This is a genomic window from Actinosynnema sp. NPDC037264, assembly GCF_055603705.1.
In genome coordinates this window covers 15,390-40,159 of the sequence record NZ_JBVJVK010000070.1, presented here as the reverse complement: position 1 = coordinate 40,159, position 24,770 = coordinate 15,390, and the positions used below count along the sequence as shown (strand labels likewise).

Below are 24,770 nucleotides of genomic sequence, written 5' to 3'. Positions count from 1 at the left end.
GTGTGCCGATGGGATGCGTCAGACACATCCACTCCGCCCGGAGGTCCTCCCGTCTTCAACCCGACACGCCGTCAACAACCTGATTAGCCACTACAGCTAGGCCGGGCCCGGTCGGCTGGAACGCCGGGCCGGCCTTGCCCGGGTCGGCTGGACGCGGGCGAGGCCGGCCCCGGGTCGGCCGGGCCCAGGTCTGCTGGGCCCGGTCGGTCAGGCGCGGACGGCGTCCTCGATGGTGGTGGGGGTTCGGCCGATCAGCTTCTCCAGGTCGGGGCGGACGTCGGCGAGCACGCCGCGGCTGATGTTGACCTCGATGTCGGCCAGCAGTTCGGCGACGAAGTCCGGCAGGCCGTAGCCCTTCAGCGCGGCGACGCGATCGGGCGCGCTCACCTTCTCGTGGGTCGTCCCCGCCAGCGCGGCCAGCTCGTCGAAGCTCCACGCCCGCGGGCCGGTCAGCTCGTAGACCGCGTTCTCGTGGCCGGGCGTGCTGAGCACCACGGCGGCGGCCAGCGCCAGGTCGTTCCGCGACGCGCTGGCGATGCGGCCCTCACCCGTGGCGCTGACGATCGGGCCGGGCGCGTGGGGCAGGTAGTTCTCGTGGTACATCCCGTTGCGCAGGAAGGTGAACGGGATGCCGGTCGCGCGGATCGCCTCCTCGGTCGCCTTGTGCACCTTCGCCAAGCCGAGCGGCGAGGTGTCCGCGTCGGTGACGGACGTGTAGACGATGTGCCGCACACCGGCGTCGACGGCGGCCCGGACGGCCTTCAGGTGCCGCTGCACGCGGATCTCGTCCGGACCGTCCACCGACACCAGCAGCAGCGTCTCGACGCCCGCGAACGTGTCGGCGAGGGGCCCGTCGAAGTCGCCCGGCCGGACCTCGACGCCGAGGCCCTCGGCCTTCTCCGGGTCGCGCACGGAGACGGCGAGCCGGTCGGCCGGGAGACGGGTGCGGGCGTGCTCGAGGATCAGGGAGCCGAGGTGGCCGGTCGCGCCGGTGATCAAGGTCGTCATGGGGACCACGCTAGGTCGAGGTGCTAACTATTCGTAAGTACCTACCTGAAGGTGTGGTACTTACGAGCGGGAAAGTACGCAGGTAGAGTGAGTGCCATGGAGCTGCGTGGTGACGTATACGACCACAACTGCCCTACCCGGGTGATCGCGAACCACGCCACCGGGCGGTGGGGCAGCCTGGTGCTGGGCAAGCTCCTGGACGACGGCGGCGGCACGAAGAGGTTCAGCGAGTTGCGCCGGGCGGTGACCGGGATCAGCGAGAAGATGCTCGCGCAGACGTTGCAGGCGCTGGAGCGCGACGGGTTGGTGCACCGCGAGGTCCGCCCCGTGATCCCGCCTCGGGTGGACTACTCCCTCACGCCGCTGGGCGCCCACGCGGCGAAGCAGATCAGCGAGCTGTTCGGCTGGATCGAGGAGAACCTGCCGAACTTCCTGGCGGCGCAGGAGGAGTACGACGCGCGGCGGTCCGAGAACGTGTGACAGGTCACGTCCACACCTCCGACCTGCGGGCCCGACCCCTGGCACAGCCCTCCGTCACCGGAGATCAATCACGCAAAAAGGTCCGATGTCTGAGGCCCAGCGAAAAACAACAACCGGTGAATTCGCGGTGTGGTTTGCCAGAATGGGAACCATGACGCAGCCCTTCACGGACGATAGTCACCCGGCCGAGCCCTATCCGGGAGCTCGGCCGGGACACTGCTTCGTGCACCTCGACGGCGCCGGCTGGCCGGTCACGCCCGATCCCGGCGCCGATTCCGGGTGGCGGGTCGCCCCGGACGGGCAGGACCTGGACGACTGGCTCGCGGTGCACGGCGAACCTCCCCTCGCGGGCCGGATGCCGGTGTTGGCCTACGGCTCCAACGCCAACCCGGCCAAGGTGACGTGGCTGCGCGAGGAACTGGGGTTGACCGGCCCGGCGGTCGTGCTCAGGGCCCGGTGCGACGGGCTCGCCGCCGTGTGGGCCGCGGGGTTGCGCAAGACCGACGCCCAGCGACCGGCGACGCTCGCCGCCGCGCCGGGCGTCGAGGAGGAGCACGCGGTGTGGTTCGCCACCGCGGAGCAGTTGCGCGTGCTGGACCGCTGCGAGGGGCGAGGGCTGCGGTACTGGTTGGTGCGCGTGCACACCGGTCGCGTGACGCTGTTCAACGGTGGCGTGGTGGACTCGGTGCTCGCCTACACCGGCGCGGGGACGAGGCGGATGCCGCTGCTGGTCAACGGCCGGGCGGTGCGCTGCGCCGACGTGGACCAGCCGGCGGCGCGCAGGCTCGGCGGTCGGCCGGCGGACGGGGACGGGCTGGACGTGACGCCGGTGCACGGCGATCCGTCGCCGAACGACTGGCCGGACCGGTTGTTCGTGTACGGCACGCTCCAGCCGGGGATGAGCGCGTGGCGCCTCGTGGAGCCGTTCGTGGACGGCGACCCGGTGGCCGCGACGCTGCCGGGGACGCTGCACGACACCGGTCGGGGTTATCCGGCGCTGCGGCCCGGCGACGGGCCCGGCGTGCCGGGGCACGTGCTGCGGCTCGAACGGCCGGAGGACGCGCTGCCGGTGCTGGACGAGTACGAGGGCGACGAGTACCGGCGGGTGCGGGTGACGTTGCCCGACGGGCGGGTCTGCTGGACGTACGTGTGGACCGCCGGCGTGGGCGACCTGCCGGTGCTGCCCGGCGGGTGGGCGGCCCGGGGCGGAGAGGCCGATCCGGCCTGATCCGGCCCGTCGCGGGTGGGTAGGCGTCAATGATGCGCCCGATCCAGTGAATTCCTGGCCGATCCACCCAACCGTCCGGCGGTGGGGTACGTCCTGTTGTTAAGGACCCGTTCCCTAGCCAGGAGGTGGACATGAGGCGACTCGTGGCGCTCGGCGCTCTCGCGGTCGCGCTTGCGGCGTGCGGGACTCCCCGGCAAGCGGCCGAGCAGTCGACCATCGTGGTGGAATCGCAGACGTCCTCGGAGGCGCCGCCGGTTCCCCCCTCTTCGGCGCCGGTGACGTCCGAGGCGTCCGCGCCCGCGTCCGGCCGCTGCACCGCGGACGTGCTGGCGGGCGCCGTGGAGTCGACCGAGGCGGGCGCGGGGAACCGGTACGCGAAGCTCGTGGTGACCAACAACGGCTCGTCGCCGTGCACGATCAAGGGGTACAGCGGGTTGCAGTTGTTGGACGCGGCGGGCAACCCCCTGCCCACCGACCTCCAGCGGACGCCGGATCCCGCTCCCTCGCCCGTGCTGCTCGCGCCCGGCGAGGCGGCGGCGGCGAACCTGCACTGGACGGTCGTGCCCAGCGGCGCCGAGCCGGTCGACCGGCCGTGCCAGGCGGAGGCGCCGCGGGCGGCGGCGATCCCGCCCGACGAGACCGAGCCGATGAGCCTGCAGTGGGGCCTGGGTCCGGTGTGCGCCGGGGGGAAGATCGAGATCAGCGCGTTCTACGCTGCCTAGGTGATCGAGTCCAACGTCCCCGGCCACGCCGGCGAGCTCGCGGTCCGCACCTGGCCCAACCTGGACGCCACCTGGCTCGCCGTCCTCGTGCACGGCTACGGCGAGCACAGCGGCAGATACGCGCACGTCGCCGAGGCGCTGGTGGACGCGGGCGCGTTGGTGGTGGCGTCGGACCTCGTCGGGCACGGCCGGTCCGAGGGCGAGCGGGCGGTGATCGACGACTACGACGGCGTGGTGGCCGACCTGGGCGCCACGGTGAGCTCGGCGGCGTCCGACCTGCCCACCGTGCTGGTCGGGCACGCCGAGGGCGGCCTGGTCGCGGCCCGGTACGCCCAGTCGAACCCGTTGGCGGCGCTGGTGCTGTCGGCGCCCGTGCTCGGCACGTGGGAGGGGCTGGACCGGCTCGGGTCCGACGACACCGGCGCGCCGCTGGACCCGGAGCTGCTGTCGCGCGACCCGGAGGTCGGCAAGCGGTACGCGTCCGATCCGCTGGTGTGGCACGGGCCGTACCGGCGGGAGTCCTTGGAGGCGTTGGAGCGCGCGCTGGACGAGGTGAACTACGGGCCCTCGCTGGAGCAGCTGCCGACGCTGTGGCTGCACGGCGACGCCGACGAGTGGGTGCCGGCGGCGGACACGCGCACCGGCACCGACCGGTTGCGCGGCCTGCTGTTCGAGGAGCGCGTCTACCCCGGCGCGCGGCACGAGGTGTTCAACGAGGTCAACTCCGACGAGGTCTTGGCGGACGTGGTGGCGTTCGTGCGCCGGGTGCTCCGGCTGGGCTGACCACGCCGGCCGCGCCCGCCGCGGCGCTCGACACCACTGGTCGTTCGGCCGCACCAGGACCTCGTTGCCCGCCACGTGCTCAGGCCGGGTCACGGGGTACCGCACCGCGTTCGCGACGTCCGCCTGGAGCCGGTCGGACCGAGCGGCGTCCCACCAACGCCTCGAGCGGCGCCACGCGCCGGGCGGCGATCACCGCGGCGCGGCCCCTTTGCGGGCCGACGCCGCGGCGGTCGCCTCTCCGATGCCCGACGAGGCTCCGGTCACCAGCGCGACCTTGCCCAGCAGGTGATCGTCATGAGCGCGCTCGACAAGCCGGAACGCGCTCCGGGTCAACCGACCCGAAGCAGGCGGGCGGCCGACGGGCACCGCCCTACCTCACCGCGGATCAGTCGTCGTGGTGGTGGTGGTCATCGTCGGCATGGGCCGATGTCGACCCCGTCCACGCGCCATAGGGGCTGGACCAGGCATATCCGTCGTGGTAGCCGGCGTTGCCGTGCCAAGTCCACGCCAGCACGTGGAACGAACCCGCACCGTACGGGCCGGCGACCTCGTAGGCCTCGTAGAAGTACGAACCGCCCTCGCCGTCGGCGCCGGACGCCAACTCGTGGAGGGTGGCGCCGTCCGCGGTGGCGGATGCGTTGTCCTGGTCGAACTCGACGTCGGCGGACGCGATGCCCGAGGCACCGATGATGATCGGCAGGGCGAGGGCGCCTGCGGCGACCAGTCGGATGATGCTGCGCATGGTGGAACCTCCTTGGCGTAGATGGCCATGCGCTCACATCGTTACCTCGCACGGGAGGTCACCGGACATCGCCGACCGCATCGTGTGAACGGGGGTTAGACCGGCCAAAACGGCCTGATCAGCGGACATCACGAGGGGTGGGCGCAAGTCCCTGCTTATGGGTGACATCAGTGGCACCCTCACGCGCCACACGCGTGTCATGGACAATTTGCGGCGAGATGGTTGGTGAAGACCTGGAGCTGCTGATCACCGCGGTGGTGGCGGCCGACGACGAGCAGCAGGCGCGCGCCGCCTGCTCCGCACTGCTGCGCCAGGTCGGCGGGCGGGTCGTGCGGGCCTTCGACTGCTCCGACGAGGAACCGGGCTGCTGGTCGGTGACGATCAGCCGGGTCAGCGGCGAGCGGGCGACGCAGAACGTGGCCGGCGCGCTGGCCCGCGCGGTGCGCACGTTCGTCCGGCAGCTCGGCGACGAGTTCCCCACGCCGCGGGTGGCCTGCGAGCCGCCGACGGCGTGGACGGTGCTGGACGACCCGGCGCTGCTCGACGGCCTGGTGCCGGGCGCGGAGCGGTTGCTGGTGGAGGCGTGGGCCGGTGGCGATCCCCAGCAGCACCAGCCCGTGGCCGGCCGGGGGCGACCGGACGAACCGCCCGCGCCTGAACGGGTGAGCGCGGCGCCGCCGCGGGCGGGTTCGCGGCTGTCGTTGCGGGTCGACGTGGCCACCGACCGGTCCGCGGGAGCCGAATGGCAAGCGCGGGCGGTAGCGAGTCGGGTCGCGCGCAGTGGCAAGATCACCCGAGTGGCTCCCCACGGGCACCTACTGAGCGTGCACATCGACCTCGGCTCAAGCGTTAATTCGCCCACGGTCGCGCTACACGACGCGGTGGCGTCGCTGGGCCGTTCGGGGTGGTCCGAGGTCGAGTGGTCCGACGGGTCCGGGTCGATCCGCTGGTCGGCCGCGCCGGCGCCGCGGGCGGGGATCACCGCGTTGGAACTGACAGCGACACCGGACTCGGCATTCGTGTGGACGGTGCCCGACTGAGATCCACTTCGCTGACCCGATCGAGTGGATTTCGAAGGCCACCCGGTCAGCCGATCTTGCTTGTGAATCGTGGAACTTTAGGTACTACTTTCAACTATAGGAACTCGAGCAGTTTCGCCAGGAGGGGTCGGGATCCGACATGGCCAGCATCGAAGAGGTCCGCAACGCGATTGCACAGGCCGTCGAGAAGGCGGGCCAGAGCGTGAACGCCCTGCAACAGGCCGCCGACCTGGCCGAGGACGCGCAGGCGCTGCTCAGCACGGCCACCCAGGGCAGCGTCCAGGCCGACGTGGAGCAGGCGAACGCGCGCTTCGCCGAGGTGGTCAGCGGCGTCACCGACCTGCAGAAGCACCTCGGCGCCGGGATCACCCAGGCCGAGAGCATCAATTCCAGGTTGTGACGTGACCTCGGTAGGCGAGATCAAGCTCGCTCTCGAGCAGAGCTGCGAGTTCCTCAGGGACGCCTACCGCAGCGTTCGGGAGGCCCAGAACGCGTTGGACGAGGCCGTCGACATCCTGCTCGAGGCGAGCGCCGACCACCACGAGTCCCTGGTGCCCGCCGGGTTCGTGGCGGCGGGCGAGAAGTTCGCCGACGAGCTGGAGCTGATCGTCGGCAGCCTGGAACTGGTCCAACGCCTAGCCGTGGAGCTGTGACGTGAGCAGGCGTGACGAGCGCCGCAGGAGGATCGAGGGCTCCTTCGAGGAGTTCCGCCGGGCGGTCGCCGCGGCGCTGGGCAACGCCTCGCGCGAACACCGCCTCCTCGCCGACGAACGCGCCCGCGACATGTTCGAGGTGATCCTGCGCGGCGACGGCGTCGACCGGGCGCTGGCCGACCCGCTGCTGGCCGACGCGCTGGCCAACCCGCTGTTCGAGCAGCAGCTGGCGAGGGCGTTGATCGACCGGGTCGAGGCGTTCCGCGAGTGGTCCGAACGCGGGCCCGACCAGCTGACCGCGCTGGTCGACGCGGCGGCGGCGGGCCCGGCGTCGTGGCCGCCCGAGACGTGGCTCGGCACACCGGGCACCGCCGACGGCGGCGACGGCGTGCCGGAGCTGTGGCGCATCGGCACCGGCGTGGTGCGCGGCGCGCCCGAGCCGCAGCGGTTCCCGGTGGCGGTGCCGCTGCTGGACCACTCGCACCTGCACGTCTCCTCCACCCACGAGAGCCGGGCCGCGGCCGAGGCGCTGGTGGAGTCGCTGCTGCTGCGGGTGCTCAGCCACTTCCAGCCGGGCCTGGTGCACGTGCACGTGTGGGACGTCGGCCAGCTCACCGGCGCGCTGCCCGGCCTGTACCCGCTGACCAGGGCGGGCCTGCTGACCGTGCACGACCCCGCGCGGCTGCACGAGCTGCTCGACGAGCTGTCCGACCACATCCGCCGCGTGCACACCGGCGTGCTGACCGAGGGCCACCAGTCGGTGCGGGCGGTGGGCGGGCGGCGCACCGAGCCGTGGCGGCTGGCGGTGCTGTTCGGCAACCGGCAGCCGTTGCGGGAAGAGCACCAGCAGCAGCTGCAACGGGTGGCGCGCAACGGTCTGGCGGCCGGGATCCAGCTGTTCATCGTCGACATCCCGGTCACGGTCAACTCGCCGATCGAGACCGTCACGATCGCCGCCGACCAGTCCGCGACGTGCACGATGACCGGCAAGCACGTGACCGTCGCGCTCGACCCGCCGCTGCCCCGCGCGCAGGTGCCCCGCGCGTGCGCGGCGATCGCGGACAAGCGGGAGGAGCGCCGCAACCGGCTCAGCACGTTCGCCGACCTGCTGCCGGAGCACTTCTGGCGGGAGGACTCGTCGGCGGGCGTGCTCGCGCCGGTCGGGTTCCTGGAGGGCGAGCCGGTCCACGTCGGGCTGGGTGACACGTCGCCGCACGCGTTGATCGGCGGTCCCAGCGGCTCGGGCAAGACGAACTTCCTCTACGCCATGCTCGGCAGCCTCGCCGCCCGGTACGCGCCGGACGAGCTGGAGCTGTACCTGCTGGACTTCAAGGAGGGCGTGTCGTTCGCGCAGTTCGCGCCGGGCCGCAAGGACCCGACCTGGCTGCCGCACGCGCGGCTGGTCGGGGTGAACGTCAACACCGACCGCGAGTTCGGCGTGGCGCTGCTGGCGTTCCTGGCCGACGAGATGCGCAGGCGCGCGGACGCGGCCAAGCAGCACGAGGTCACCAAGCTGGAGCAGCTGCGCGAGGAGGACCCGCTCGGCCACTGGCCGCGGATCGTGGCGGTGATCGACGAGTTCCAGTACCTGTTCGGCGAACGCGACCAGGTCACCGCGCAGGCGACCCAGCTGCTGGAGGACGTGGCCCGGCGGGGCCGGTCGCAGGGCATCCACCTGGTGCTCTCCAGCCAGGACGTGTCCGGCATCGAGGGCTTCTGGGGCAAGTCGGCGATCTTCGAGCAGTTCACCGTGCGCGTCGCGCTGCCCAAGGCGCGGCGGGTGCTGGCCGAGCCGCAGAACGACGCCGCGGTGGAGCTGCCGCGCTGGCACGCCGTGGTCAACCACGAGTCGGGCGTGCGGCCGGGCAACGAGGTCGCGCGCATCCCCGACGCCACGGCCAAGGGCACGTTCGACGCCTTGCAGGCCGAACTGCACCGGCGGCGCCCGGCGGACCTGGCCGAGCCGATCCTGTTCGACGGCAGCAAGGTGCCCGCGTTGCGGGCGCTGCCGGACTTCCGGGCGCTGCGGCCGGTCGACGGCGGCAGCCCCACCGTGCTGCTGGGCCAGGTGATCGACGTGGCGGGCAGCGCGGCGAAGGTGCGGTTCGCCCGCACGCCGGGCCGCAACATCGCGGTGCTCGGCTCGCTGGCCGACGACGCGGCGGGCGTGCTGGGCGGCGCGGCGCTGTCGCTGGCCCGCCAGCACCAGCCCGGTGACGCCCAGTTCACCCTGGCGTGCCTGGCCGAGGACGCCTGGCCGCACGCGGAACGCCTGCACAAGCAGTTGAGCGACGCGGGCCACGCGGTGGAACTGGTCGGCCTGGACAGCATCCGCAAGCACGTGGACGACACGGCGGCCCGGATCACCGCGAGCATGACGGGCGAGACGGGCGCGCCGCTGTCGCCGCACTATCTGGTGGTTTACGCGGTGGACGCGGCGCACACCCTCTTGGAGGCGAAGGACCCGACGACCCGGGCCTCGGGGGTGGACGGCCTGCGGACCGTGCTCAAGCACGGGCCGGAGAACCGCACCCACGTGCTCGGCTGGTGGCGTGGCGCGCAGCGGCTGAAGAACAGCCTGTCGCCGGGCGTCTACGACGACATCGGCGCGTGGATCGCGTTCGACATCCAGGGCAAGGAACTGCTGTCGTTCGGACCGGAGCAGGTCATGGCGTGGTCACCGCGACCGCGGCGCGGCCTGTTCTTCGACCGGTTCGAGCACTCGCGGCCGCAGGTCGTCATCCCGTTCGACACCGGGGAGGAACCATGATCAGCCACGCATCGGTCGTGCCCGCGCAGCGCACCAGCGGGCACGCCGTGCCGGAGGTCGAGGCGGTCTCGGCGATCGAGCGGTACCGGGAGGTCGTCGCGCTGGCCGGCGAGTCGGCCGAGCGGCTGCGCGCCGCCGACCGGGCGCGGGTGCGGCAGCTGCTGGAGCGGCTGGCCGAGTCGCAGGACCGGATGGCCGAGGCCATCGACCAGGAGAAGCTGGTCAAGCAGGTCGTCGCGGAGCACTGGGAGGCCGTGGTCGGGCTGCTGTGGGACGAGCGGTGGTTCACCATGACCACGGTGCCCGCGCCGGACGAGTCGGTCCCGCCGCGAGACCAGCGCGAGTACAACACCGCGCTGGACCTGGCGTTCCGGGCGGTGGAGGAGTCGCTGCAGAAGCGCGCCCTGTTCCGCTAGGGGCCCGCTAGAAGCCCCAGGAGACGGCGACCGTGTCGAAGTCGAGCTCGGCCTCGGCACGGCGGTAGGTGGCCAGGGCGGCGGTGTTGTCCTTCTCGGTGCCGGTCCACACCCCGGTGCAGCCGCGTTCCCCCGCCAGCGCGATCAGCCGCTCGACCAGCGCGGACGCGATCCCGCGCCGCCGGTGCGCCTCGTCCACGCCCAGCTCGTACAGGAACATCTCCACGCCCTTGTCGGGGTGGATGGTCTCCACGCCGGACACGAACCCGGCCGGCTCGCCGTCGACGTAGGCGATCAGCAGGTGGTGCCGGTCGTCCGCCAGGAACGCACGGGTGGCGTCCTCGCGCGGCACGTCGTCGAAGAGGTGCCCCGCGGCCATCACCGCGGCCAACGACGTGATCCGCCGGATGTCCATGCGGGCGAGGGTAGCTCTTGGGTGATGATGCGGTCATGCGTGTTCTGCCCACCCCCGCCGACGTGTCCGCCGCCACCCCCGACCCCCTCGCCTGGTGGGCCGCGCAGTGCCTCCTCCCCGGCCGCGGCGGCACGGCGTGGGCGCACGGCGGGGCGGTGGCCGTCCTGGCGCCCGCGCTGTACCGCTTCGACCGCCTCGTGCTCACCGGCCCGGCCGACGACGTCGCGGCGCTCCTGCGCGCCCACGCGCGCCCCGGCGTGCGACCCGTGGTGACGACCGCCGTGGCCGACGAGCTCGACTGGCCGGTCGTCGGCACGTTCGGCTGGATGCAACGCGCCGGCTCCCTCGACCCCGGCCCCGGCGCCCGCTGGCTGACCGGACGGGACGAGGACGACGTCGAGTCGCTGCTGCGCAAGGCGAACCCCGACTCCTGGGTCCGCCCCCGCGAGCCGGGACCGTCGCGCTGGGCGGGCATCCACGTCGACGACGTGCTGGTCGCCGTCGCGGCGGACGCCTGGCCCTCGCCCCGGGTCGGCTTCGTCGCGGGCGTGGCGACCCACCCCGACCACCGCGGCAAGTCGTTGTCCACGAACGTCTGCTCGTTCGTGGTGAGCGCGTTGCTGGCCGAGCACGGCACGTGCGGGCTGATGGTCGACGCGTCCAACCAGGCCGCCATCGCGGTCTACCGACGGCTCGGCTTCACCTACCGGAGCGTGACCGCGCTGCGGGACCCAGGTCACACCTGACCGGCGGAACAGCACCGCGCCGCCGCGCTGTTGCACGCGGTATGACGTTGCCGAGCACCGCGCGCGAGATCCACCTCGCCTCCCGCCCCGAAGGCTTCCCGACCCGGGAGAACTTCGACCTGGTCGACGTGCCCCTGCCGGACCTCGCCGACGGGCAGCTGCTGGTCCGCAACCTCGTGATGAGCGTGGACCCGTACATGCGCGGCCGGATGAACCCGGGCAAGTCCTACGTGGAGCCCTACGAGGTCGGCGAGGCCCTGACCGGCGGCGCGGTCGGCGAGGTCGTGGCGTCCAACGCGCCCGGGTTCGAGGTCGGCGACACGGTCCTGCACGGCCTCGGCTGGCGCGAGTACGCCGCGGTGGACGCCGCCGACGCGACCAAGGTGGACCCGGAGGCCGCGCCCGTCGGCGCGTACCTGGGCGTGCTCGGGATGCCCGGCATGACGGCGTACGCGGGCCTGCTGGACGTCGCCGCGTTCAAGGAGGGCGACGTGGTGTTCGTCTCCGGCGCGGCGGGCGCGGTCGGCCAGGTCGCGGGCCAGGTGGCCCGGTTGCGCGGCGCCAAGCGCGTGATCGGCAGCGCGGGCAGCGAGGCGAAGGTGCGGTACCTGGTGGACGAGCTGGGCTTCGACGCGGCGTTCGACTACAAGGACGGGCCGGTCGCCGACCTGCTCGCCGAGGCCGCGCCGGACGGCATCGACGTGTACTTCGACAACGTCGGCGGCGAGCACCTGGAGGCGGCGATCGCCTCGCTCAACAACTACGGCCGGGTGGCCATCTGCGGCTCGATCTCGAACTACAACACCACCACCCCCTCGGGCCCGCGCAACCTCGGCCTCGCCGTGGGCAAGCGCCTGTCCTTGCGCGGCTTCATCATCTGGGACCACGAGCACCTGCGCGAGCAGTTCGTGCGCGAGGTCGGCGGCTGGATCGCCTCGGGCGAGCTGCGCTACCGGGAGACCGTGACCGAGGGCCTCGACCGGGCGCCGGAGGCGTTCATCGGCATGCTGCGCGGCGAGAACCTCGGCAAGGCGCTCGTGACCCTGTAAGGGAAACCGGTGGTCGGACACCGCCGGCGATGCGCTCGCGTCGCCGGCGGGTGCGCCTGCGCGGTGGTCGGTAGCGGCCACGGGCCGTCACGCGTGCCGGGCGAAGATCTCCCGGATCTCGACCAGCGCGGCGGCCCGCTCGGCCTCGTCGTGGTACCAGTCGGCCCGGCTCTCGACCACCGACTCGGGGGTGAACTCCCGCCCGAACAGGTACGGCTCCAGGCAGTACCCGAACCCCGACTCGACCATCGGCGCCAAGCCCTCCGCCGCGCAGTGCGCCAGGAACCCCTCGGCCTCACGCCACCGCTCACCGTCGAACCAGAACACGCCGCCGGCGTAGTGGATCGTGCTCCCGGTGGCCTCGTCGACGAGGTTCAGCGACTCGTAGTTCTCGGGGCGGTCGCGCACCAGGCGCACCAGGTCCTCGGGCACACCGCGGTAGAGCGACTCCTGGAGCGCGTAGTCGCCCTCCGCGTACAGGTTGAGGTCCGACTCGTGGTCGAACGTCAGCAGCAACGCGCGCCCGTCCGGCGTGAAGTACCAGACGGCCGACTGCCCGCCCGAGTCGTTCCACGCGAACCGCTCCGCGCCGTCGACCACCATCGGCGCCACCCCGGCGATCTCGCCGACGACCGCCGCCCGCCGGCGCACCTCGACCAGCGCGGTGGCCACGAAGCCGTCCCACATGTCCTCGGTCATGCGCGCAGGCTACCGACCACCACCGACAGTCCCGGCCTCACACGACTTCGCCGTCCGCCGCCACCACCCGGCCCCGGTGCACGACGAGCGTGCGCGGCGCGCGGTCCATCACGGCGGCCGTCACCGTGTCGCCGGGCACGACCACCAGGTCCGCCGGCGCGCCTTCCGTGAGGCCCAGCACCTTCCCCATCACCGCCGCGCCACCCCGCGTGGCGACGTCGACGCACATCTCCACCAGGTCGTCGCGCCGGAACCCGTTGCGGTAGGCCAACTGCCACGTCCGGTCCAGCATGTCGCCGTTGCCGTAGGGCGACCAGTAGTCCCGGATACCGTCCTGCCCGAGCCCCACCCGCACCCCCGCCCACCGCAACTGCCGCAGCGGCAACGGCTCCCGCACGCCCGGCGCGACGGTCGTCACCGCGACGTCGTGCTCGGCCAGCAGGTCCACCAGCTCCGCCCGCCGCCCCTCGTCAACGCTCGACAGCGCGAACGCGTGGCTGATCGTCACCTGCCCCTGCATGCCGAGCGCGCTCACCCGCTCGCAGATCAACTCCACCTGGAACGCGCCCAACGACCCGGCGTCGTGCAGGTGCACGTCCACCCCGCACCGGTGCTTCTCCGCCAGCCCGAACACGACGTCCAGGTGCCGCACCGGATCCCGGTCGTAGCCCGCCGGGTCGAGCCCGCCGACGAGGTCCGCGCCCGCCCGCAGCGCCGCGTCCAGCAGCTCGGCGGTGCCCTTCTCGCGCAGGATGCCGCACTGCGGGAACGCCACCACCTCGACGTGCGCCCGCCCGGCGTGCGCCTCCCGCGCGGCGAGCACGCCCTCCAGCTTCTCCAGCCCCGAGTCGACGTCCACCTGGGCGTGGCTGCGCACGTGCGTCGCGCCGGAGGCGATCGTCCGCCCGAGCGTGTGGGTGGCGCGTTCGGCCACGGACGCCTCCGCGGACCGCCAGTTGCGCCGGTCGTTGTCGATCAGCCCGGCGAGCCCGTCGGCCGCGCTGTGCGGGCGGAACGGCAGCCCCAGCCGGGTCGAGTCGAGGTGCGCGTGCGCGTCGGTGAACGCGGGCAGCAGCACGCCGCCCCGGCCGTCCACCACCTCGACGCCGGGCGGCGGGCCGACGTCCCGACCGAACGCCACGACGTGCCCGTCCTCGCAGAGCACGTCGACCAGGGGTGCGCCCGGGGCGTTCGGCCACGGCCGCACGGAGCGGATCAGCAGGTCACCGGTCACCAGGCGACGCTAGCCCCGCGACACCGAAGTCGCCAGCGAGGAGCTTGCCCGGGTTGAGCACGCCGGTCGGGTCGAGCGTCCGCTTGACCGACGCCAGCACGTCCAGCCCGAGCCCGCCGATCTCGGCCTCCAGGTACGGGACGTGGTCGGCGCCCACCGCGTGGTGGTGGCTGATCGTGCCGAGCCCGGTGATGGCCTCGCTCGCGGCGGCCTTCGCCACCTGCCACTGCCCGATCGGGTCGGCCGCGTCCCGGGCCGCCAGGGCCGTGAAGTACAGCGACGCGCCGGTCTCGTACGCGTGCGAGATGTGGCACATGACCACGCAGTCGCCCAACGCGTCGACCAACGCCTCCCGCACGGCGGCGCGCAGCTCCGAGACCTTCGACCAGTGCGTGGCCGTCTCCAGCGTCTCCACGCACACCCCGAGCTCCATCAACGCGTCCCGCTGGCGCGGCCCGTTGAACCGCCCGTGCCGCCACGCCTCGCCGAGCGCCTTCCCCAACGACAGGACCTTCACACCCCGCAGCGCCTCGGCCCTCCGCCGCCCGACCTCCCGCTTCGACGCGCCGTGCCAACCGAGGACGAGCATGCACGGCTCGCGCATACCCCGCGCCTTCAGGTAACCCTTGAGCGCGTTGACCTTCCACCCACCGCCCAACGCCAGTGACACCGCGGTCTCGTCCACATCGGACAGACGCGTCACGTCCGCGAGCACCCGCCGCTGCGCCAACTCCCGCACCACGGCCGACCCGCGCTCCCAGCCGTCCACCACGAAGCCCTCGTACCGCTCGACCTCCGGCCGGCGGCGCACCCGCAGCGCGACCTCCGTGATGACCCCGAAGGCGCCCTCGCTGCCGACCACCAACTGCTTCAGGTCCGGCCCGGCGGCCGACGCCGGCGCGCCGCCCAACCGCCACTCGCCCACCGGCGTGGCCAGCCGGACGCCTTCCACCATGTCCTCGAACCGGCCGTAGCCGGACGACGCCTGACCGGCCGACCTGGTCGCGGCGAACCCGCCGATCGTGGCCCGCTCGTAGGACTGCGGCACGTGCCCGATGGTCAGCCCGTGCGCGGCCAGCAACCGTTCCGCCTGAGGGGCGGGCAACCCCGCCTGGAGCACCGCCAACCGGGACACCGGGTCGACCTCGACCAGCTTGTCCAGCCGGTGCAGGTCCAGCGCGACCACCGCCGCCTTGTCCCCGCGCAGGGCGCTCACCCCGCCGACCACGGACGTGCCACCGCCGAACGGCACCACCGCCACGTCGTGCTCGACGCACACCGCCAGCACCTCGACGACCTGCTCGGGCGACGCGGGCAGCACCACGCCGTCCGGCACGGGCAGCTCGCCGTCACCGCGCTGCCTCAACAGGTCCACATAGGACAAACCGCCGGCCCGCCCCAGCCGGGAGTCGCGGTCCACCCGCACGTGGCCGGGGCCGACGACCTCGCCCAGCGCGGCCCGCGCGGCGGCGCTCAACGCGGACTCGGGCACCCCCGGCGGCCGGGCCGGCGTGCGGACGTCGCCCAGCCCGGTCCGTTCCCGCAGCCACTTCACCGCGTGCGGCGGTAGCGAGCCCGTGGTCGTGGTCCACCTGCCCCGGAGGGTGTGGTCGATGCGCTCGGTCACCGCTACAGTGTGACACATGACGTCTCAACGTCACAGTGACGACGCGCTCCTCGACGCGGCCCGCGACTGCGTGGTCGAGGTCGGCGTGCGCCGGACCACGCTGACGGACATCGCCAAGCGCGCCGGCGTGAGCCGGATGACCCTCTACCGCCGGTTCCCGGATGTCGGCACGCTGGTCAGAACCCTCATGACCAGGGAGTTCACCGCCCTGCTCCAGCGCGTCGAGGTGACCGGCGACAACGCCAGGCAGCGGCTCGTGGCGCAGGCCATCGCGGGCATCCGGCTGCTGGCCGCCGACCCGTTGATGCGGCGGGTGCTCGACCTGGACGCCGAGCTGATGCTGCCGTACCTCGTGCAGCGGCTGGGCAGCACGCAGCGGCTGGTCGAGGCGTTCCTGGTCGGCCGGATCGAGGAGGGTCACGCGGACGGCTCGATCCGGCCGGGCTCCACCTCCGCCCAGGCCCGGCTCGTGCTGCTGACCACGCAGTCGCTGGTGCTCTCGATCCGACCGGCCACCACGGACCTGGACTTCGAGGAACTGCTGGCCGAGCTGGCCGCCTACCTGGACGGGGCACTGTCGTGAACACCTCCCTGAACGCCGGGCGGCGGCGCGCGGACCTGGACCACCTGGCGTCCGCTCCCGTCGACCTGCTCGTCATCGGCGGTGGCGTGACCGGCGCGGGTGTCGCCTTGGACGCGGCGTCACGCGGGCTGTCTGTGTGCCTGGTCGAGGCGCACGACCTGGCGTTCGGCACGTCCCGCTGGTCGAGCAAGCTGGTCCACGGCGGCCTGCGCTACCTGGCGCAGGGCGAGGTCGGCGTGGCGTACGAGAGCGCGGTGGAGCGGGGCATCCTGATGACCCGCACCGCGCCGCACCTGGTGCGGGCGCTGCCGCAGCTGGTGCCGTTGCACGGCAAGGCGCACGACCCCGTGGTGATGGCCGGCCTGCGTGCGGGCGACGTGCTGCGCCGGCTGGCCCGCACACCGTCACGCGTGCTACCGGCGCCGCGGCGGGTGCCGGCCGTCGAGGCGTCGGCCCTGGCGCCCGGCCTGCGGCGGGCGGGCCTGCGCGGCGGCCTGCTGAGCTTCGACGGCCAGCTGGTCGACGACGCGCGGCTGGTCGTGGCCCTGGCCCGGACCGCCGCCGGCTACGGCGCCCGGATCGTCACCCGCGCCCGTGCCACCTCGCTCTCCGGGCGCGGCGCGGACGTGGTCGACACGCTCACCGGGGAGTCACTGCACATCAAGGCGCGCGCGGTGGTGAACGCCACCGGCGTGTGGGCCGGCGAGCTGGTGCCGGACGTGAGGCTGCGGCCGTCCCGGGGCTCGCACCTGGTGCTGTCCGCGGCCACCGTCGGCCTGGCGACCACGGCGCTGACCGTGCCGGTCCCGGGCGCCCGCAACCGCTTCGCGCTCGTGCTGCCGCAACGCGACGGGCGCGTGTACGTGGGCCTGACCGACGAGCCGGTGGACGGCCCGATCCCGGACGTGCCCACCGTGCCGCAGTCCGATGTGGACTTCCTGCTGGGGGTCGCCTCGTCGGTCCTGGAGCGCGAACTCACCCGTTCCGACGTCCAAGGGGCGTTCGCCGGTCTCCGGCCGCTCCTCGACACCGGCGACGGCCCCAGCGCCGAGCTGTCGCGTGGTCACGCCGTGCTGACGAAGGACGGGGTGACCACGGTCGTGGGCGGCAAGCTCACCACCTACCGCCGCATGGCCGCCAAAGCCGTCGACGCCACCGCCCTCACCACGACCCGCTCCCTCACCGCGCGGATCCCCCTGGTGGGCGCGGGCCCGGCCGCCGGGCCACCTCACCTGGTCGCGCGCTACGGCACGGAGGCGCCCGACGTCGCCGAGGTCGGCGAGGTCGCCTGGGCCGTGCGCCACGAGGGCGCCCTGACCGCCGACGACGTCCTGGACCGCCGCACCCGGATCGGCCTGGTCCCGACCGACCGCACCGCCGCCGAACCGGCCGTCACCGCCGAGGTGGCCGCGGAACTGGCCGCCCTGACCTCCGCCTGAGCGTTCGACTCGGGGAGCCCGACCGCAGGACACGCGCGCGTGCCGAACGTTCAGGTACCCCGAGCCGAACGCTCGGGACGGGGACAGGCACGCGAAGGGGGACCTCCGCGGTGGAGGTCCCCCTTGGCGTTCAGGTCACTCGCCGATGATCGGCTTCGCGGCCTTCGGCGGCTCCTCGATCAGGGGCTCGCCCTCCAGCCGCACCTTGCGCTGGTGGTCCTTGCCGTCGCCGCCCTGGCCACCCGGGGCGCCCATCATCGGCGCGCCCATCATGCCCATGCCGCCCGCGCCACCGGGACGTCCACCGGCCGCGCCCGGCGCACCGGCGGCACCCGCGCCGCCGCCCGCCGGACCGCCCGACTGGCCGAGCACGCCGGACGAGCCACCGGCCTGGAGGGTGGAGCCGCCGGCGCCACCGCCACCGGAACCGCCCGCGAAACCACCGCCACCGCCGCCGCCACCGGCGAAGCCGCCGCCACCGCCGCCGCCGAAGCCGCCACCCGCGCCACCGCCGGCACCACCACCGGTGGGCAGGTCGACCGGGCGGACCGGGGGCATGGTCGGCACGGAAGGCGTGCCGGTACCGCTGCCACTACCGCTGCCCGTCGCGTAAGTCGTGTCGCGGAACGTGGGCGGCGGGGGCACCTGGCCCGTGCCCGCACCGGAACCGCCCGGCACCCACCGACCCGGCTCCCAGTGACCGCCGCTGCCGGAACCACCGGAACCGGAACCACCCGAGCCGCCACCGGTGCCGACCCGCGGCGGCTGGCTCACCACGGGACCGCTCGGACCGCCCGGGTACGCACGCCCCGGCTCCGTCCCGCCGCCCGTGCCCGGCCCGTAGCCCGTGCCCACCCGCGGCGGCTGGCTCACCACGGGACCGATCGGGCTCGGACCGCCGGACGGGATGGTCGACCCACCGCCGCCACCGCCGGGGTTGTTCGTGTACCGGTCGTTCGCGCCCCGGTCCATCTCGTTGAGCTGCCGCTCGTCGAGCCCGAGGCCACCCTGCGACAACCGCGGACCCGAGCCGCCACCGCCGCCGCCCTTGTTGGACGACGTCATCGCGGTGATCGCCTGCAGGATCTGCTTGGCGGTCTGGGCGATCTGCGCGACCGACTTGATCAGGTCGATCAGCTTCTTGAGCGAGTTGCCGAGCTTCTGCAGGAAGTCGGCGAGCTTCTTGGCGTAGTTGCACGCCATCTGCACGATGTCCGCGATCGCCGCGCCGATGGCCGCGCCGAAGGTCAGGAACGACGCCGCCAACCACTGGATGATCTTCATGACCATCTCGGACACGGCCTGGCTGATCAGGTCCATGATGGTCTTGCGCACGGTCGCCACCAGCTCGCCCGCGCCCTTGGCCGCGCGCGAGATGCCCTGCGTGGCCTTGGACAGCGTCTCCAGGCCGGCCGCGTGCCGCTTGCTCGCCGCCCGGTACCCGTCGGCCGAGCGGCCGCGCCAGGTCCGGGTCTCCTCGACCGACGTGCGCCGGTAGTCGGCGACGATGCCCTCGATCTGCTTGGCCGCGGACGCCCAGCTGTCGGACATCCTCTGGATGGCCTGCGGGTTGCCCAGCAGCGCGTCGAACGGCTCGCGCAGGAAGTCGACGTGCTGGATGGCCCAGCTGAAACCGGCGGACAGGAAGCCCGACAACGGGTTGCTGGCCATGCCGACGATGCCCATGGCGGTGTTCGCCATGCCGAGCCCGGCCTGGACCCAGTCGCCGCGCTCGACCGCCGCGACGGTGCCCTGCACGTCGCCGATCAGGTGCGAGGGGTCACGCCCCTGGGAGGTGGTGGCTTGCCCGCTCATCCCCGTGCCCTTCCGGTGAAGCCGAACGCGTTGTCGAGGTCGACGTTCTCGTAGAGGTCGGCGACCTCCTTGAGGCCCTGGCACATGTCGGCGACGGTCTCCGTGGCCTGGCCGAGGATGTCCTGTGACGAGCCGGCCGTCTTGAGCAGGAACTGCGCCAGGAACGAGCCGAACACGCCGAAGGCGTCGGTCGACAGCGACGGGTCAGCGGTGTTGGTGGCCGAGAGCATCCGCTGCGTCAACTGGTCGACCGTGCCAGCGTGCGCCCGGATCTCCTCCGGGTTCACGTTGAACGAGTCGAACATGGTCATCTACCCCCTGCTCAGGCCATGACATCGGGTGGGTTGGTGAAGTAGTCGTCATCGGGCCTGGTGTCTCGACGCTGGATCTCGGGCTCCGGTTCCACGGCGTCCGTGCCGTCACCCGAATAGCCGTTGGGCATCTTCGCCTTCACGAACTCCAGCGCGGGGCTGTCGCCGACGAACTCCGTCATGATCTCGACGACCTTGCCCGCCGCGGCGCGCTGCGCCTGCGCGACGGCGGTCATGATCGCGCCGGAGATCCGCTCGGGGTCCTCGCCGCGCAACTGCGGGCGCAGGATCAGGTCGGTCAACGCGCCCGAGGCGTTGACCGTGACCGTGATCAGGCCGTCCGGCGACGTCGCGCTACCGCCGACGCCGCCGAGCTGCGACTCGGCCTGCGCGGCGTTCCGCTTGGCCTGCTCGATCTTCTCTCCGTACTGCGCGAGCCACTGGTCCGGCTCCATGTTCACCCCTCACGGCAACGGGGCTTGCGGCCCTACTGCGCAATTCGACCCGTCGACACTCGATTCGGTTCCCGGCGACGTATCGTTTCACCGAAACGTGATCCTTCGGTCGCACGACCCGCGGATACCGCCGTTCGGCCCATTCTGTGAATTGTTTACTTGCCGTTCTGTTGGGTTTTCGCAACACTTCGTAGCATGAGTCCGGTGCGCCGAGGCCCCGGGCAACCCATCCACAACCGGATCGGGGTGCTTCGGGTCGAACGGGGATTGACCAGGGCGGGGTTGGCCGCGGCGGTCGAGGTCAACCCCCAGACGATCGGGGCGCTGGAGCGGGGCGACCACTACCCGAGCCTCGACCTGGCGCTGCGGATCTGCGACGTGTTCGGCCTGCCGGTCGAGGCGGTGTTCAGCCGCACGCCGTTCGCGCCGCTGTCCACGCAGGTCTACCGCTAGGCACGACCGGTCACGACAGGAGGAGAGCACGTGGCACAGGGAGTGCTGGAGGTCGACCGGGTCTCCAAGCGCTACGGGGAGGTCGTCGCGCTCGACCGGATGACCTTCGACGTGCGGGCGGGCGAGCTGTTCGGCTTCGTCGGCAGCAACGGCGCGGGCAAGACCACCGCGATGCGCATCGCGCTCGGCGTGCTGGCCGCGGACTCGGGCGAGGTGAGGTGGAACGGCGCGCCGATCACCTTCGAGACCCGCCGCCGGATCGGCTACATGCCCGAGGAACGCGGGCTCTACCCCAAGATGAAGGTGCTGGACCAGCTCGTCTACCTGGCCGAGCTGCACGGCCTGTCGACCAACGCCGCGCACCGCTCGGCGGAGGACTGGATCGCCCGCCTCGGCCTGCGCGACCGCCGCGGCGACGAGGTGCAGAAGCTCAGCCTCGGCAACCAGCAACGCGTGCAGCTGGCCGCGGCGCTGGTGCACGAGCCGGACGTGCTGGTGCTGGACGAGCCGTTCTCCGGCCTCGACCCGGTCGCGGTGGACGTGATGAGCAACGTGCTGCGCGAGAAGGCGGCGGGCGGCGTGCCGGTGGTGTTCTCCAGCCACCAGCTGGACCTGGTCGAGCGGTTGTGCGACCGGGTGGGCATCGTGCGCAGCGGCACGCTCGTGGCGTCCGGTTCGGTGGACGAGCTGCGCGCGGGCGGCGAGTCGAAGCTGGTCGTGGACGCGCCGCTGGCGCCCGCGGGCTGGGCCGACCACCTGCCGGGCGTGCGCTCGGCGCACACGTCGACCGGCCGCACGGTCCTGGAGGTCACGTCGGACGTGGACGACCAGGCCGTGCTGCGCGCCGCCCTGGACACGGGTCCGGTGCACGAGTTCGCCCGGCAGCGGCCGTCGCTGACCGAGTTGTTCCGCAGCGTGGTGACCGAGGAGTCCGCCGCATGAGCAGCCTCACCCCCGGCAGGGCGGTGTTCCTGGTCTCCCGCCGGGAGTTCCTGGGCAAGGTGCGCACGAAGTCGTTCGTGTGGGGCACGCTGGTGATCGTCGCCCTGCTGGCGGGGTACGTGCTGCTGCAGGCCGTGCTGTTCGACGACGCCGGTCGCGACCGGGTCGCGCTCAGCGGTCAGGCCACCGTGCTCGCGGAGCCGTTGAAGCAGACCGCGCGGTCGTTCGGCCGCGAGGTGGAGACGGTCGACGTGACCGACCTGGCGGCGGCCGAGGAGCAGGTGCGCTCGGGCGACCTGGACGCGCTGATCACCGGCGCGTCGGACGACCTGCGCGTGGTGGTGGAGCAGTCGCTGGGCGACTCCCTGCGCAACTCCCTCGACCTGCTGGTCAAGCAGCAGGTCCTGGACGCGCACTTCGCCGAGGCGGGCGTGGACCCGGCCGAGGTGGCGCGCAACGTGGAACGCGCGAGCGTCGACGTGGTGGCGCTGGAGCAGCGGGACGAGCAGCGGGGCCAGCGGCTGGCGATCGGCCTGGTGATCGCCGGGCTGCTGTACTACTCGCTGCTGGTCTACGGCGCGATGGTCGCGCAGGGCGTGGTGGAGGAGAAGTCCAGCCGGGTGGTGGAGATCCTGCTGGCGACGTTGCGGCCGTGGCAGCTGCTGCTGGGCAAGGTCGTCGGGCTCGGCGCGGTCGGTCTGCTGCAGCTGCTCGTGATCGGCGGCATCGGGCTCGTGCTGGCGTCGTTGTCGGGGGTGGTCGACGTCGCGGGCGTGGCGGGCGGCGCGCTGGCCACCGGCCTGCTCTGGTACGTGCTCGGGTTCTTCTTGTACGCCACCGTCTTCGCCGCCGCCGCGTCGTTGGTGTCGCGCCAGGAGGAGCTCCAGTCGGTGCTGATGCCGATCAGCATGTCGATCGTGGTGGCGTTCATGCTGGGGATCAACTTCATGGTCACCGACCCGGGCGGGACGACGGTGGCGGTGCTGTCGGTGCTGCCGCCGTTCGCGCCGATCCTGATGCCGGGGCGGATGGCGATGGGCGTCGCGCCGACGTGGCAGGTGCTGCTGGCGATCGCGCTCGCGCTGGCCGCGATCGCGGCGATCACCTGGCTGGGCGGCAAGGTCTACTCGAACGCCATCCTGCGCACGGGCGCCCGCGTGCGGCTGCGGGACGTGCTGCGCTAGCCGTGCCGCAACCCCTGTTGGCGTTCAACCTTTGACGGAGTTCAACCCTTGACGGCCGCGTAGCGCGCGAGTGCTTCCAGGCGCTCGTGCGCGTGGTCGACGATCGGGTCACGCGGCTGGTGCACGGCCTTGCCCGGCACGTCGCGCAGCTCGGGCACGTACCGGCGCACGTAGTCCCCGTCGGGGTCGAACTTCTCGCCCTGCGTGACGGGGTTGAACACCCGGAAGTACGGGGCGGCGTCGGTGCCGGTCCCGGCCGCCCACTGCCAGCCGTGCTGGTTGGACGCGAGGTCGCCGTCGACCAGGTGGCGCATGAAGTGCCGGGCGCCCCACCACCACGGCAGGTGCAGGTCCTTGACGAGGAAGCTCGCCACCACCATGCGCACCCGGTTGTGCATCCAGCCCTCCTGCCGCAGCTGGCGCATCCCGGCGTCCACGAACGGGTAGCCGGTCCGCCCCTCGCACCACGCCTCGAACCGGTCGCGGTCGTCGTCCAGCGGCATGCGGTCGAACGCGCGGTTGTAGTTGCGGCGCGCCGAGTCCGGCCGGTGCCACAGCACGTCGGCGTAGAACTCGCGCCAGGCGAGCTCGGTGCGGAACACCTTCGCGCCCGCACCGCGCCCGAGGTCGGCCAGCAACGTCCGCGGGTGCACCACGCCCCACTTCAGGAACGCGGAGAACCGGCTGGTGCCGTCGAGGTCCGGCCGGTCGCGGCGGGTGGCGTAGTCGGGCAGCTTCTCGTCGCGGAACGCCTCCCACAGCGCCCGCACGTCCGGCAGCGCCTCCCCCGGCGGCAGCTCGCGCCCGAGGTCCGACCGGATCCACGTCACCGACGACGCGTCGGTGGCGGCGGGCGGGCGCACGCCGTGCTCCGACCAGGCCTTCAGGAACGGCGTGAACACCCGGTACGGCGTGCCGTCGGCCTTGGTGACCCGCCCCGGCGTGACCGCGTAGGGCGACCCGGCGCGCACCAGCTCGACCCGCTCCGCCACCGCCGCGTCACGCTCGCGCCCGTACGGCCCGGCGTCCGCGGAGACGTGCACGGACGACGCGCCGATCTCGGCGGCCACCCGCGGCACGACCTCGACCGGGTCGCCCTCGACCACGACGAGCCGCCCGTCGAGCTCGGCGTCCAGCGACCGCAGGCACCGGTGCAGGAACTCGACCCGCGGCTCGCCGGAGGCCTTCAGCAGCACGGGGTCGAGCACGAACAGCGCGAGCACGCGTGAGGCCCGCTCGGCCGCCGCGAGGAGCGCCGGGTGGTCGGCGGTCCGCAGGTCGCGTCGGAACCACAGCACGGTCGGGGAGTCCACGGACCGACCCTAGGAGCGCGACCGGCGTCCCGCACGACCAGCGCGTTTCGCAATAGTCGATTTCGACTGATAGTTTTCTGCCATGCCACGACGCGCGCTCGACAACCCGCTGGTGCTCGCGGTGCTGGGCCTCCTGCTGGAGCACCCGACGCACCCGTACCAGATGCTCACCGACCTGCGGGCGCGCGGCGGCGACCGGGCCGCCGCGATCAACCGGGGCACGCTGTACGACGTCGTCGAGGCCCTCGTCACCGCCGGGTGGGTCGTCCCGCAGGGCACGGAGCGCACCGGCAACCGCCCCGAGCGGACCGTGTACGCCCTCACCGACGCCGGGCACGACGAGCTGGTGCGCCGGCTGGACAGCCAGATCCGCACCCCGCGGCGGGAGTTCACGCAGTTCCTCGGCGCGGTCGCCCACCTCGGCGCGCTCGGCCCGATCGGCGCCGTCGAAGCCCTGACCGAACGCGGGCAACGGCTGTCCGCCCGCATCGCGGCCGACGAGCGCGAACTGGCCGAGGTGCTGGCGGGCGGCGTGCCCCGGCTGCACGTCATCGAGGCCGAGTACGCGCTGGGCCAGGCCCGCGCCGAGCTCGCGTGGATCGACACGGTCGTGGACGACATCCGCGCCGGCTCCCTGATCTGGCCGACCCGAGAGGACTGAGC

Annotated in this window: 27 protein-coding genes; 17 read left to right on the top strand and 10 right to left on the bottom strand. The window is 72.9% G+C overall.

The window, feature by feature from the left end:
- Positions 1–207 precede the first annotated feature (207 nt).
- Entirely contained in the window at positions 208–1,008 is an 801-nt protein-coding gene (locus ACZ7GX_RS39910) for an SDR family oxidoreductase (protein WP_498784973.1), read from the bottom strand.
- A gap of 96 nt (positions 1,009–1,104) precedes the next feature.
- Between ACZ7GX_RS39910 and ACZ7GX_RS39905 the strand changes: the two genes are divergently transcribed.
- From ACZ7GX_RS39905 to ACZ7GX_RS39890, 4 genes are all read left to right on the top strand, one after another.
- Positions 1,105–1,488 carry a winged helix-turn-helix transcriptional regulator gene (locus tag ACZ7GX_RS39905; RefSeq protein WP_498784971.1) on the top strand — a complete coding sequence of 128 codons (384 nt, stop codon included), beginning with the start codon at positions 1,105–1,107 and terminating at the stop codon, positions 1,486–1,488.
- Positions 1,489–1,639: 151 nt separating this feature from the next.
- Positions 1,640–2,716, top strand: a complete 1,077-nt coding sequence (locus ACZ7GX_RS39900) for a gamma-glutamylcyclotransferase family protein (protein ID WP_498784969.1) — start codon at positions 1,640–1,642, stop codon at positions 2,714–2,716.
- Between the two features lie 131 nt (positions 2,717–2,847).
- Positions 2,848–3,438: a DUF4232 domain-containing protein gene (locus ACZ7GX_RS39895; protein ID WP_498784967.1), complete on the top strand. Its 591-nt coding sequence runs from the start codon at positions 2,848–2,850 to the stop codon at positions 3,436–3,438.
- Positions 3,439–4,221: an alpha/beta fold hydrolase gene (locus ACZ7GX_RS39890; protein ID WP_498784965.1), complete on the top strand. Its 783-nt coding sequence runs from the start codon at positions 3,439–3,441 to the stop codon at positions 4,219–4,221. It begins immediately after the preceding gene.
- 385 nt (positions 4,222–4,606) lie between these two features.
- Here ACZ7GX_RS39890 and ACZ7GX_RS39885 read toward each other — a convergent pair whose 3' ends face one another.
- Entirely contained in the window at positions 4,607–4,963 is a 357-nt protein-coding gene (locus tag ACZ7GX_RS39885) for a hypothetical protein (RefSeq protein ID WP_498784963.1), read from the bottom strand.
- 218 nt (positions 4,964–5,181) lie between these two features.
- Between ACZ7GX_RS39885 and ACZ7GX_RS39880 the strand changes: the two genes are divergently transcribed.
- The 5 genes from ACZ7GX_RS39880 to ACZ7GX_RS39860 all read left to right on the top strand — a co-directional run bounded on the left by ACZ7GX_RS39880 (position 5,182) and on the right by ACZ7GX_RS39860 (position 9,842).
- On the top strand, positions 5,182–6,003 hold the full coding sequence (locus ACZ7GX_RS39880; protein ID WP_498784961.1) for a hypothetical protein: 822 nt from the start codon (positions 5,182–5,184) through the stop codon (positions 6,001–6,003).
- 139 nt (positions 6,004–6,142) lie between these two features.
- Positions 6,143–6,403 carry a hypothetical protein gene (locus ACZ7GX_RS39875; RefSeq protein ID WP_498784959.1) on the top strand — a complete coding sequence of 87 codons (261 nt, stop codon included), beginning with the start codon at positions 6,143–6,145 and terminating at the stop codon, positions 6,401–6,403.
- Position 6,404: 1 nt separating this feature from the next.
- Complete coding sequence (locus ACZ7GX_RS39870) at positions 6,405–6,656, top strand: hypothetical protein (protein ID WP_498784957.1); 252 nt, start codon at positions 6,405–6,407, stop codon at positions 6,654–6,656.
- 1 nt (position 6,657) lies between these two features.
- On the top strand, positions 6,658–9,426 hold the full coding sequence (locus tag ACZ7GX_RS39865; protein WP_498784955.1) for an FtsK/SpoIIIE domain-containing protein: 2,769 nt from the start codon (positions 6,658–6,660) through the stop codon (positions 9,424–9,426).
- Positions 9,423–9,842 (top strand): hypothetical protein, encoded by a 420-nt coding sequence (locus ACZ7GX_RS39860; RefSeq protein WP_498784953.1) that lies wholly within the window; start codon positions 9,423–9,425, stop codon positions 9,840–9,842. The genes ACZ7GX_RS39865 and ACZ7GX_RS39860 overlap by 4 nt, the downstream gene beginning before the upstream one ends.
- 7 nt (positions 9,843–9,849) lie before the next feature.
- Here the strand turns inward: ACZ7GX_RS39860 and ACZ7GX_RS39855 are convergent, their stop codons facing one another.
- Positions 9,850–10,257 carry a GNAT family N-acetyltransferase gene (locus ACZ7GX_RS39855; RefSeq protein ID WP_498784951.1) on the bottom strand — a complete coding sequence of 136 codons (408 nt, stop codon included), beginning with the start codon at positions 10,255–10,257 and terminating at the stop codon, positions 9,850–9,852.
- A gap of 35 nt (positions 10,258–10,292) precedes the next feature.
- Here ACZ7GX_RS39855 and ACZ7GX_RS39850 point away from each other — a divergent pair, with 35 nt between their 5' ends.
- Positions 10,293–11,003 carry a GNAT family N-acetyltransferase gene (locus ACZ7GX_RS39850; protein WP_498784949.1) on the top strand — a complete coding sequence of 237 codons (711 nt, stop codon included), beginning with the start codon at positions 10,293–10,295 and terminating at the stop codon, positions 11,001–11,003.
- 41 nt (positions 11,004–11,044) lie between these two features.
- Entirely contained in the window at positions 11,045–12,052 is a 1,008-nt protein-coding gene (locus ACZ7GX_RS39845) for an NADP-dependent oxidoreductase (RefSeq protein WP_498784947.1), read from the top strand.
- Positions 12,053–12,139: 87 nt separating this feature from the next.
- On the opposite strand, the gene ACZ7GX_RS39840 is transcribed toward ACZ7GX_RS39845, so the two are convergent.
- Genes ACZ7GX_RS39840 through ACZ7GX_RS39830 form a run of 3 tightly spaced genes read right to left on the bottom strand, consistent with a single transcriptional unit; the run spans position 12,140 to position 15,612 of the window.
- On the bottom strand, positions 12,140–12,751 hold the full coding sequence (locus ACZ7GX_RS39840; protein ID WP_498784945.1) for a hypothetical protein: 612 nt from the start codon (positions 12,749–12,751) through the stop codon (positions 12,140–12,142).
- Between the two features lie 37 nt (positions 12,752–12,788).
- Positions 12,789–13,985: an amidohydrolase gene (locus tag ACZ7GX_RS39835; RefSeq protein WP_498784943.1), complete on the bottom strand. Its 1,197-nt coding sequence runs from the start codon at positions 13,983–13,985 to the stop codon at positions 12,789–12,791.
- Complete coding sequence (locus ACZ7GX_RS39830; RefSeq protein WP_498784941.1) at positions 13,975–15,612, bottom strand: FAD-binding oxidoreductase; 1,638 nt, start codon at positions 15,610–15,612, stop codon at positions 13,975–13,977. The genes ACZ7GX_RS39835 and ACZ7GX_RS39830 overlap by 11 nt, the downstream gene beginning before the upstream one ends.
- A 16-nt stretch (positions 15,613–15,628) precedes the next feature.
- On the opposite strand from ACZ7GX_RS39830, the gene ACZ7GX_RS39825 reads away from it, so the two are divergent.
- Together ACZ7GX_RS39825 and ACZ7GX_RS39820 are read left to right on the top strand one after the other, a co-directional pair.
- Entirely contained in the window at positions 15,629–16,195 is a 567-nt protein-coding gene (locus tag ACZ7GX_RS39825; RefSeq protein ID WP_498784939.1) for a TetR/AcrR family transcriptional regulator, read from the top strand.
- On the top strand, positions 16,192–17,634 hold the full coding sequence (locus ACZ7GX_RS39820) for a glycerol-3-phosphate dehydrogenase/oxidase (protein ID WP_498784937.1): 1,443 nt from the start codon (positions 16,192–16,194) through the stop codon (positions 17,632–17,634). The genes ACZ7GX_RS39825 and ACZ7GX_RS39820 overlap by 4 nt, the downstream gene beginning before the upstream one ends.
- Positions 17,635–17,769: 135 nt before the next feature.
- Here ACZ7GX_RS39820 and ACZ7GX_RS39815 read toward each other — a convergent pair whose 3' ends face one another.
- The 3 genes from ACZ7GX_RS39815 to ACZ7GX_RS39805 are packed head-to-tail and all read right to left on the bottom strand — an operon-like array spanning position 17,770 to position 20,215.
- The gene (locus ACZ7GX_RS39815) at positions 17,770–19,449 is read right to left on the bottom strand and encodes a WXG100 family type VII secretion target (protein ID WP_498784935.1); all 1,680 of its coding nucleotides are present in this window, start codon (positions 19,447–19,449) and stop codon (positions 17,770–17,772) included.
- Positions 19,446–19,760: a type VII secretion target gene (locus ACZ7GX_RS39810; protein WP_498784933.1), complete on the bottom strand. Its 315-nt coding sequence runs from the start codon at positions 19,758–19,760 to the stop codon at positions 19,446–19,448. The genes ACZ7GX_RS39815 and ACZ7GX_RS39810 overlap by 4 nt, the downstream gene beginning before the upstream one ends.
- Positions 19,761–19,771: 11 nt before the next feature.
- Positions 19,772–20,215: a YbaB/EbfC family nucleoid-associated protein gene (locus ACZ7GX_RS39805; RefSeq protein WP_053718681.1), complete on the bottom strand. Its 444-nt coding sequence runs from the start codon at positions 20,213–20,215 to the stop codon at positions 19,772–19,774.
- Between the two features lie 195 nt (positions 20,216–20,410).
- Here ACZ7GX_RS39805 and ACZ7GX_RS39800 point away from each other — a divergent pair, with 195 nt between their 5' ends.
- Genes ACZ7GX_RS39800 through ACZ7GX_RS39790 form a run of 3 tightly spaced genes read left to right on the top strand, consistent with a single transcriptional unit; the run spans position 20,411 to position 22,794 of the window.
- Entirely contained in the window at positions 20,411–20,668 is a 258-nt protein-coding gene (locus tag ACZ7GX_RS39800) for a helix-turn-helix transcriptional regulator (protein ID WP_498784930.1), read from the top strand.
- A 30-nt stretch (positions 20,669–20,698) separates the two neighbouring features.
- On the top strand, positions 20,699–21,610 hold the full coding sequence (locus tag ACZ7GX_RS39795; RefSeq protein WP_498784928.1) for an ABC transporter ATP-binding protein: 912 nt from the start codon (positions 20,699–20,701) through the stop codon (positions 21,608–21,610).
- Positions 21,607–22,794 (top strand): ABC transporter permease, encoded by a 1,188-nt coding sequence (locus ACZ7GX_RS39790; RefSeq protein ID WP_498784926.1) that lies wholly within the window; start codon positions 21,607–21,609, stop codon positions 22,792–22,794. The genes ACZ7GX_RS39795 and ACZ7GX_RS39790 overlap by 4 nt, the downstream gene beginning before the upstream one ends.
- Positions 22,795–22,835: 41 nt before the next feature.
- Here ACZ7GX_RS39790 and ACZ7GX_RS39785 read toward each other — a convergent pair whose 3' ends face one another.
- Complete coding sequence (locus ACZ7GX_RS39785) at positions 22,836–24,107, bottom strand: cryptochrome/photolyase family protein (RefSeq protein ID WP_498784924.1); 1,272 nt, start codon at positions 24,105–24,107, stop codon at positions 22,836–22,838.
- A gap of 82 nt (positions 24,108–24,189) precedes the next feature.
- Between ACZ7GX_RS39785 and ACZ7GX_RS39780 the strand changes: the two genes are divergently transcribed.
- Positions 24,190–24,768, top strand: coding sequence for a PadR family transcriptional regulator (locus ACZ7GX_RS39780; protein WP_498784922.1), 579 nt, complete (start codon positions 24,190–24,192; stop codon positions 24,766–24,768).
- The last annotated feature ends 2 nt before the right edge of the window (positions 24,769–24,770 follow it).